10 protein-coding genes are annotated in these 9,251 nt (G+C 62.2%); 7 read left to right on the plus strand and 3 right to left on the minus strand.

Annotated elements, in window-relative coordinates; genetic code table 11:
• Positions 1–27: 27 nt before the first annotated feature.
• A complete protein-coding gene (locus AC5DC2_RS02175) occupies positions 28–510 on the plus strand; it encodes a MarR family winged helix-turn-helix transcriptional regulator (protein ID WP_491697338.1) in 483 nt (160 codons plus the stop codon).
• 60 nt (positions 511–570) lie between these two features.
• On the opposite strand, the gene AC5DC2_RS02180 is transcribed toward AC5DC2_RS02175, so the two are convergent.
• A complete protein-coding gene (locus AC5DC2_RS02180) occupies positions 571–1,701 on the minus strand; it encodes an NADH:flavin oxidoreductase (RefSeq protein WP_491697339.1) in 1,131 nt (376 codons plus the stop codon).
• Between the two features lie 102 nt (positions 1,702–1,803).
• Between AC5DC2_RS02180 and AC5DC2_RS02185 the strand changes: the two genes are divergently transcribed.
• The gene (locus AC5DC2_RS02185; RefSeq protein ID WP_024706137.1) at positions 1,804–2,196 is read left to right on the plus strand and encodes a winged helix-turn-helix transcriptional regulator; all 393 of its coding nucleotides are present in this window, start codon (positions 1,804–1,806) and stop codon (positions 2,194–2,196) included.
• Between the two features lie 46 nt (positions 2,197–2,242).
• Here the strand turns inward: AC5DC2_RS02185 and AC5DC2_RS02190 are convergent, their stop codons facing one another.
• Together AC5DC2_RS02190 and AC5DC2_RS02195 are read right to left on the minus strand one after the other, a co-directional pair.
• Complete coding sequence (locus tag AC5DC2_RS02190) at positions 2,243–3,061, minus strand: APH(3') family aminoglycoside O-phosphotransferase (protein WP_491697340.1); 819 nt, start codon at positions 3,059–3,061, stop codon at positions 2,243–2,245.
• A complete protein-coding gene (locus tag AC5DC2_RS02195) occupies positions 3,045–3,752 on the minus strand; it encodes a DUF1013 domain-containing protein (RefSeq protein ID WP_491697341.1) in 708 nt (235 codons plus the stop codon). The genes AC5DC2_RS02190 and AC5DC2_RS02195 overlap by 17 nt, the downstream gene beginning before the upstream one ends.
• A gap of 198 nt (positions 3,753–3,950) precedes the next feature.
• Here AC5DC2_RS02195 and acs point away from each other — a divergent pair, with 198 nt between their 5' ends.
• The 5 genes from acs to AC5DC2_RS02220 all read left to right on the plus strand — a co-directional run bounded on the left by acs (position 3,951) and on the right by AC5DC2_RS02220 (position 9,078).
• Positions 3,951–5,909, plus strand: coding sequence for an acetate--CoA ligase (gene acs, locus AC5DC2_RS02200; RefSeq protein WP_491697342.1), 1,959 nt, complete (start codon positions 3,951–3,953; stop codon positions 5,907–5,909).
• 60 nt (positions 5,910–5,969) lie between these two features.
• Positions 5,970–6,464, plus strand: coding sequence for a hypothetical protein (locus AC5DC2_RS02205; protein WP_491697343.1), 495 nt, complete (start codon positions 5,970–5,972; stop codon positions 6,462–6,464).
• Between the two features lie 252 nt (positions 6,465–6,716).
• Complete coding sequence (locus tag AC5DC2_RS02210; RefSeq protein ID WP_491697344.1) at positions 6,717–7,487, plus strand: DeoR/GlpR family DNA-binding transcription regulator; 771 nt, start codon at positions 6,717–6,719, stop codon at positions 7,485–7,487.
• Positions 7,484–7,879 carry a VOC family protein gene (locus tag AC5DC2_RS02215; protein WP_491697345.1) on the plus strand — a complete coding sequence of 132 codons (396 nt, stop codon included), beginning with the start codon at positions 7,484–7,486 and terminating at the stop codon, positions 7,877–7,879. Before AC5DC2_RS02210 ends, AC5DC2_RS02215 begins: the two co-directional genes overlap by 4 nt.
• Before the next feature lie 11 nt (positions 7,880–7,890).
• A complete protein-coding gene (locus AC5DC2_RS02220; RefSeq protein WP_491697346.1) occupies positions 7,891–9,078 on the plus strand; it encodes an MFS transporter in 1,188 nt (395 codons plus the stop codon).
• The last annotated feature ends 173 nt before the right edge of the window (positions 9,079–9,251 follow it).

Consider the following 9,251-nt stretch of genomic DNA (forward strand, 5'->3'; position numbering starts at 1 on the left):
AAGATAAAATCTCGGCATGATCGATCCATGGATCATGTCGACAGTATTCTTGCCGAGTGGCAGTCCGAGCGTCCGGACCTCGACGCCATGCCGATGGGCGTGATGGGCAGGCTCAAGCGGCTGCAGCAGCATCTTGCGCGCAGTCTGGAAGCGGTGTTTTCCCGCTACGGACTGAATGCCGCGAGTTTCGACGTGCTGGCGACGCTGAGGCGTTCCGGCCCGCCCTATGCGCTCTCGCCGTCGGCGCTGATGGAGCGGACGATGGTCTCCTCCGGCACGATGACCAACCGGCTCGACCGGCTGGAGGCGGCGGGCTTAATCTCGCGTGAGCGCAATCCGGAGGATGGGCGCGGTTTCGTCATCGCGCTGTCAGACAAGGGGTTCGCCCTGATCGACGAGGCGGTGAGCGCCCATGTCGAGAACCAGCACAGGCTGATTGCGTCGCTGACGATGGAAGACCGCGCGGCGCTGGACAGACTGCTGGCCAAATGGCTGGCGGCGTTTGAATGAGCGCCGCCGCGCCGGAAAACAAAGGCCGGACGCGCCTGGCATCCGGCCTCCTTGCAAATCTCAGACAAGCTCTGCAAGCGTTTCACGTGAAAAGGCGCGAAGCTTGTCGATCTCACCCGCTTCGACCTTTTTCACCCATTCTGGATCCTTGATCAGCGCGCGGCCGACGGCGATCAAATCGAACTCGTCCTTTTCCATGCGCGAGACCAGTTTCTCAAGGCCGGAGGCCGAGGCGGAGGTTTCAGCGCCGCCGAAGGAGCCGAGGAAATCCGCGCCGTCAAGGCCGACAGACCCGACCGAGATCGTCGGCACGCCGGTGATCTTCTTGGCCCAGCCGGCGAAATTCAGCCCGCTCTCTCCGTCGATCGCGGGGAATTCCGGTTCCCAGAAGCGGCGTTGCGAGCAGTGCAGCATGTCGGCGCCGGCATCCACCAGCGGTTCCAGCCATTCGGCCATCTCGTCCGGCGTGGTGGCGATCTTCGCATTGTAGTCCTGCTGCTTCCACTGGCTGAGGCGAATGATCACCGGCATGTCGTCGGAGACGGCCTCGCGCACGGCCTTGATCACCTCGGCGGCAAAGCGCGCGCGCTCGCCAATCGCGGGGCCGCCCCAGCGGTCCTCGCGCAGGTTCAACTCCGGCCAGAAGAACTGGTCGATCAGATAGCCATGGGCGCCGTGAAGCTCGACCACATCGAAGCCGAGGCGCTCGGCGTCGGCGGCCGCCTTCGCAAAGGCCGAGATCGTGTCGGCAATGTCTTCCTCGCTCATGGCGCGACCGCGCTTTTCACCCGGCTTGACGAAACCGGAAGGGCTTTCGGTTTCATCGGGGTTCGGCGGATAATCGGCGCTGGCAATGGTGTTGGCCACATGCCATATCTGCGGCCCCATCCTGCCGCCGGCCGCATGGACGGCGTCGATCACGTTTTTCCAGCCTGCGAGCGCTTTCTCGCCGTGGAAATCCGGAATGCCGGGCAGGTTCTTGGAGTTGGGACGGTCGATGACGGTGCCTTCGGAGAGGATCAGCCCGACATCGCCCTCGGCGCGGCGGCGGTAGTAATCGGCGACATTCTGGCCGGGCACGCCGTCCGGCGAAAAGCCGCGCGTCATCGGCGCCATGACGATGCGGTTCTTCAACTGGAGTGACTTGAAACTAAAGGGACGGAACAGCGTGTCGGTGTTCAGCGCGGCCATGGAAACTTCCTCTTTCGGTTACGATTGGCCGTATAGGTATAAAAGTTAGACCTAGTGTCAATAAGGCAAGTGTGGTAATCTAGGTATCCTGGAGGTAACCCTATGGATCAAACTGTCAGATCATGTCCGCAATTCAGCGCCAACTGCATCGGCCGCGAAATATTGGACCAGATATCGGGGAAGTGGTCGATCATGACGCTTTCAGCGCTTGCTTATGGGCCGCTTCGCTTCAATGCGATCCGACGCGACCTCGAGGGCATTACCCAGAAAGCGCTGACCGATACGTTGCGGCGGCTCGAACGCAACGGTCTCGTCGAGCGCAAGGTGCTGGATACGGCGCCTGTCGGAGTGGAATATGCGCTGACGCCGCTCGGCGCGTCGCTGAAGCAGCTTTATTGCGCGATCTATCAATGGGCGCGCGACAATAGCGACGAGATTGTCGATTCGCGCGCGCGGTTCGATGAAAAGGCGAAGCGGCGGACGGCGGCCGCCTAGTGCATCGGGCGAAAAAGCGGTATCCGGTTTTTGGCAATCCGACGATCTAGAAGAATTCGTCCAGCGTTCGGTAATACCGCATGCGTGCCGCATCCGGTGCAGAAAGCCCGTAGGATTTCAGAAATCCGGCAACAGCTTCCGCGCCGAAATTGCTCTGGATGCTGCTGACGGCAATTGCGATATCCTGATAGCGATCTGCGACACCGAGACGACCGCAATCGATGTAACCGGAAAACCCTTCGGCGGTTGCCATGAAATTCGGCATCGAGGCATCGCCATGGGTCACGACGATATCGGTTTCCTGGGGCCTGTTCGCGGTGAGCCAGGCAAACAGCTCTTGCGCGCCCGCGTCCCGGTTGTCGTCGTCGAAATCGTCTTCGTCCACGAGGCCGGCGCGCATGCGGGCTTCGGCAAGCCGCAACCGGTTCTCCAGACGATGATCGAAGGGGCAGCCGGCCACCGGTTGCGCATGGAGGGTGCGCAGCGCCGAGGCGGCGAACTCCACTCTGGCCAGGACGGGAATATCGTCGGCGCGCGCGAGATCGCTGCCGAAAAGCGCACTCATCAGCAGGAAATGCCGGCCGCCGCCGGTCTCAAAGACGATAGGGGTAGGCGATGCCAACCCCTCACGACGCAGCCATGAAAGCCGCTCGACTTCTGCCGGGAGCTCGGAAAACGCTCCCGCGATCTCGCTTTTGAGAACAACATTGGGCCGGCCGGCGGCGCGCAACAGGAAGACATCCGCAGAGGAGCAGCCGATATCGACGCCTTCCCAGTCATAGCCCGCAAGCCTCCTCGCAAGGCCTGCGGGGAGCACAGCGGGATCGATGCCGGGCGTCTCTGGCTGGTCAGCGGTTGTCGTCATCCTCGTCTTCATTGCCTTCATTGTTCAGCGAGGCAAAGCGCGAGAACACCTCGTCGGCAGACATGCCCTTGTCTTCCTGCGATGCGTTGACGCTGTCGCCGAGGCTTTCCATCTCGCTTGCGGAAGCCAGGCGGGCATTGTCGAGTTCCTCGGCCGACGGGAGAGGGCGGTCCTTGGCCGATTTTTCGACTTCGAGATCAAGATCGATCTGGCTGCAGAGGCCGAGCGTCACCGGATCCATCGGCGTCAGATTGGCCGAGTTCCAGTGGGTGCGGTCGCGGATCTGCTCGATCGTCGACTTGGTGGTGCCGACGAGGCGCGAAATCTGCGCGTCCTTCAGTTCCGGGTGGTTGCGCACCAGCCACAAAATGGCATTGGGGCGATCCTGACGCTTGGAAACGGGCGTGTAGCGCGGCCCCTTGCGTTTGGATTCCGGCACCCGCACCTTCGGCTCGGAGAGTTTCAGCTTATGGTTCGGATTGTTCTCCGCGCGCGCGATCTCGTCGCGCGAAAGCTGGCCGGTCGAGATCGGGTCGAGGCCCTTGATGCCCTGCGCGCTCTCGCCGTCTGCAATGGCCTTGACTTCCAGCGGGTGGAGCTTGCACAACTCGGCAATCTGATCGAACGACAAGGCCGTGTTGTCCACGAGCCATACGGCTGTCGCCTTGGGCATAAGCAGCTTTTGTGCCATTGGATAAAGTCCTTCTGTCGTCCGCGCCGGTGTCGCGGTCCGTGGGTTTTTGCCACAATTTCCGGGAATAGTTGGGGCCCATATAATCCCTTCGCGCTTCGAATGCAATCATGTCGAAACAATTGACGAATGTCTTATTGAAGACATCGCACGAGCCTGTATGAATGGGGCAACGGAGGAATTTTCGAGGAGGAAAGTATGTCAGGCAAGACATATCCGGTTTTGAAGCCGGCAAAGACGCGCGCTCTGATCGATGCGAACAAATACGAGAAATGGTATCAGGAAAGCGTTGAGGAGACGGAGATCTTCTGGGACCGTCATGGCCGGCGGATCGACTGGTTCAAGCCCTATACCAAGGTCAAGAACACGTCGTTCACCGGCCGGGTCTCGATCAAGTGGTTCGAGGACGGGCAGACCAATGTCTCCTATAACTGCATCGACCGGCACCTGAAGACGCACGGGGAACAGACCGCCATCATCTGGGAAGGCGACAACCCCTATATCGACAAGAAGATCACCTATAACCAGCTTTACGATCAGGTCTGCCGCATGGCGAACGTGATGAAGAAGCACGGCGTCAAGAAGGGCGACCGGGTGACGATCTACATGCCGATGGTGCCGGAAGCAGCCTATGCGATGCTCGCCTGCGCGCGCATCGGCGCCATCCATTCGGTGGTCTTCGCCGGCTTCTCGCCGGAGGCGCTGGCCGGGCGCATCGTCGATTGTGAATCGACCTTCGTGATCACCTGCGACCAGGGCGTGCGCGGCGGCAAGCCGATCCAGCTGAAGGAAAATGTCGACCTCGCCATCGATATCGCGGCAAAGCAATATGTCATGGTCAACCATGTGCTCTGCGTGCGCCGCACCGGCGGTCATGTCGGCTGGGCGCGCGGTCGCGACCTCTGGTACCATGAGGAAATCAAGACGGTGAAGGGCGATTGCCCGCCGGTGAAGATGCGGGCGGAAGATCCGCTGTTCATCCTCTATACGTCCGGTTCGACGGGCAAGCCGAAGGGCGTGCTGCACACCACCGGCGGCTATCTCGTCTGGGCCTCGATGACGCATGAATATGTCTTCGACTACAAGGAGGGCGAGATCTTCTGGTGCGCGGCCGATGTCGGCTGGGTCACCGGACACTCCTATATCGTCTACGGGCCGCTCGCCAATTGCGCGACGACGGTGATGTTCGAAGGGGTCCCGACCTTCCCGGATTCCGGCCGCTTCTGGGAGGTGGTCGACAAGCACCAGGTCAATATCCTCTACACCGCTCCGACGGCGATCCGCGCGCTGATGGGGGCTGGCGACGATCTGGTGAAGAAGTCCTCGCGTGAGAGCCTGCGCCTGCTCGGCTCGGTCGGCGAGCCGATCAACCCGGAAGCCTGGGAATGGTATTACCGCGTCGTCGGCGAGGAACGCTGCCCGATCGTCGATACCTGGTGGCAGACGGAAACCGGGGGCATGATGATCACGCCGCTGCCGGGCGTGACCGACCTGAAGCCCGGTTCGGCCACCAAGCCCTTCTTCGGGGTCAAGCCGCAGCTGGTGGACAACGAGGGCAAGGTGCTGGAAGGCGCGGCCGACGGCAATCTCTGCCTCACCGACAGCTGGCCGGGGCAGGCGCGCTCGGTCTATGGCGATCATCACCGTTTCGTCCAGACCTATTTCTCCACCTACAAGGGGAAGTATTTCACCGGCGACGGCTGCCGGCGCGACGAGGACGGCTATTACTGGATCACCGGCCGCGTCGATGACGTGCTCAACGTTTCCGGCCACCGTCTCGGCACGGCGGAAATCGAGAGCGCGCTGGTCTCGCATCATTTCGTGTCCGAGGCCGCGGTCGTCGGCTATCCGCATCCGGTCAAGGGGCAGGGCATTTATTGCTATGTGACGCTGATGAGCGAACATGAGCCTGATGAGGCCCTGCGCCAGGAGCTGATCAAGTGGGTCCGGGCCGAGATCGGCCCGATCGCGACGCCGGACAAGATCCAGTTCGCGCCCGGTCTGCCGAAGACGCGTTCCGGCAAGATCATGCGCCGCATCCTGCGCAAGATCGCCGAGGATGATTTTGGCGCGCTGGGGGACACCTCGACGCTCGCCGACCCCGGCGTCGTCGACGACCTCATCGAGAACCGCCAGAACAAGACAAAGGCGGCGTGATCGTGAAGCGGAAAGCCGTCAGACGGCTTTCCGCGCCTTGGTGTCGGGGAGGAGAATCGGATGCACCGGATCGGCATTGCCGCAGGGCTGTTTCTCGCGGCGACAGGCACCCTCGCGGACGATCTGAAACCCGGATGGAGCGTGCAGTTTCATCAGGATATTTTCGACAGGACGATCGTGCCGCTGGCCATTGCCAGCGAGGAAGGCGATGATTTCGACAAGGCCTCGCTCGGCGCGGTCTGCTCGCAAGAGGGCGATGTCATCATCTTCTTCCAACCCAGGCGTTTCATGTTCTTTGAGACATCAGCCAAGCTTGCCCTGCGATCGGGCGACACGGTTGCCGAATATGATTTCGTTGCGGAAAAGATTCCTGCCTTCGGCAGTCTTCTGGCCGTCGATTCCGATCGGTCGCAAAAGATCATGACGCTCTTTGCCGATGCGGACGGCGCCGATATCGCCTTCCGGACGGAAGACAAGAACGGCCTGATCAGCAGTATCGGCGCCGGCAGGAGCTTCGAGATCGTCAAAACCGACTGTCCGGGCCCGGCGGGGTAGGCATCGGCGTTGACGGGGCCGGTCCGGGCAGTCGATGCCGACCGGATGCCCTTCCTTCTCGCGGGCCATCCCTCCTTTTCGTCTTGCAAGCCCCTGCATTGCTTGCGCGCACGGTTTGCTTCAGCCATCACTACCGCCTATCCGGTTTCCGTGCAGACGACGGCAAGCGGAATCGAGCTTCTTGGCGCTGTTTTCCCTTGCATGCGCGTTCAAACCGGAATATGCACGTTTCTGCACGATTTAGGCGAGGCCATGCATCTGATCCGCGAAAGACAGGACATCATTCTCCAACGGCTGAAGGCCGGCAACCGGGTTCTGGCGGCTGATCTCGCGGTGGAATTCGCCGTGTCCGAGGACACGATCCGCCGGGATCTGAGGGAGATGGCCGCACGCGGGCTCTGCGAGCGCGTCTATGGCGGAGCTTTGCCCTTGGCGCCGGCCGCCGGGCCGCTGAAGGCGCGCGACAACAAGGATGACGCCGAAAAGAAAGCGCTTGGCCGCCTGCTTGCCGGTGAAATCCATGACGGCATGAGCGTTTTCCTTGATGCCTCCAGCACGAACATCGCCGCCGCCCGCGCTCTGCCGGAAAATCTTCGCGGCGTCATCGTCACCAATGCGCCGGCGATCGCGGCCGCCCTCGACGGGCACCGGACGCTTGACGTGATCATGGTCGGCGGCCGCATCCACCGCGAGGTCGGCGGCGCGGTCGGCGCGCGCGCGATCGAGGATCTCCAGGCGTTTCATTTCGATCTCTGCCTGCTCGGCGCCTGCGGCGTCGACGTCGAGGCGGGGCTCACCTGCTTTCATTACGAGGACGCGCTGTTCAAGCGGGAGGCTGCGGCCTGCGCGCGCCGGGTGGTAACGGCGATGACGGCGGGGAAGTTTTCAACCCGCGCGCCCTGCAGCGTGATCGCGCTCGACGCCCTCGATGCGCTCGTGGTCACCGCTTCGCTCGATCCCGCGGCCCGCGCGGCGCTTGCGGAAACGGGTCTGGACCTGATCTGCGGGGAGGATTGCCGATGAGCGATGCGCGGATTGCCCATGTCGCGGTCTGGACCGGCGATCTCGAACGGATGGCCGGATTTTATCAGCGCGTTTTCGCCGCAGAACCTGGCGAACGCTATGAAAGCCGCCGGAGGCCTGGCTTTGTCTCGCGCTTCATGAGACTGACGGACGGACCGACAATCGAGATCATGCAGGCGCCCTGGCTGGGCGTGGCGGATGACCCGACTGTCGAAAGACCCGGCTTTGCCCATATCGCCATCAGTCTCGGCAGCGTCGCCGCCGTCGATCGTCTGGCGAAAGAGGCGGAGGAGGCCGGCTTTCTGTCGAGCCCGCCGCGCCTGACGGGCGACGGCTTTTACGAGGCCGTTCTGGCCGACCCGGACGGCAACCTGATCGAAATTACCGCATGACGAGAAGACCGATGACCGAGACTCCGCTAGACGAAATCAGACGCCCGCGCCGCTATATGTCGCCCCATCGCCTCGGGGTCTCGCTGCTTTTTCTCATGAACGGCTTTTATATGGGTTCCTGGGCGCCGAAAATCCCGGTCTTTGCCGAAAAGCTTGGCCTTTCGGAGGGCGAACTCGGGTTGATGATCCTCGTCTTCGGCGTCGGCTCGATCCTGGCGATGCCGCTCACCGGCATCTTCAACGCTCGCTACGGCTCGACGAAGGTCGGCAAGGCGGCGGCGCTGATGTTCCTGCCGATGCTGATCCTGCTCACGCTCTCCAACGCGATCTGGCTGGCGGCTTGTGTGCTTTTCCTGTTCGGCGGGCTTATGGCGTCGATGGACGTATCGATGAATGCCAATACGGTCGCCGTCGAAAAGGTCGAGCACCGGGCGATCATGTCCTCCTGCCACGCCTTCTGGAGCCTGGGCGGGCTTCTCGGCGCCGGCATGGGCGGCTATCTGATCGAAACGATCGGCCCGCTCGGCCATGCCGTGTTCGCCACACTTCTTGCCGGGCTTTTCCTCGCCGTCGGCTTTCCACGCCTCGTTGAGGACACGCCGACGGGCGAGCAGAAGAGCCAGAAGATCCGCCTGCCGATGACGCCGCTGCCCTGGCTGATCGGCGTGGTCGCGCTGTTCTCCATGATCCCGGAAGGGGCGATCATGGACTGGAGCGCGCTCTACCTGCGCAATGAACGCGGTGTCGATATCGCCCTTGCCGGTTTCGGCTTTGCCGCCTTCCAGCTTTCGATGACGACGATGCGCTTTGCAGGCGACCTTGTGCGCGACCGCCTCGGCGGGGTGAAGACGATGCGGATCTGCGCGGTGCTCTCCGTCACGGGCCTCCTGCTTGCAGGCCTCGCGCCATCCACGCCGCTGATCATTCTCGGTTTTGCCATTGCCGGGCTCGGCATTTCCAACATGGTGCCGATCGCCTTTTCTGCCGCCGGCAATCTGCCGGGCATGGCGCCGGGCATCGGTCTCTCGGTGACGACCACGCTCGGCTATTCCGGCATTCTCGTCGCCCCGTCGCTGATCGGCTTCCTCGCCGAGCATACGGGCTTCTCGCCGATCTTCACCGGTCTGTCGCTTCTCCATGTCATCGTCTTCCTGCTGGCGCCCCTTATGGCCTATGCCGACCGCGACCGGGTCGGCTGACAGTTGACAAGACCGGGCCATTGTACCACCTGATGGGTTGATACCAAGGATCACCGATTAGAACCCATATGATGCGTGCTGGAATGGCCATCCGAGTAGGAAAATACCGCAGAGCGATGCTTGAGCATCGCGCGAGGATTTTGACGCCCTCGGGGGCCATTCCAGCCGCACCC

The sequence above is a fragment of the Martelella sp. genome (genome assembly GCF_984369615.1).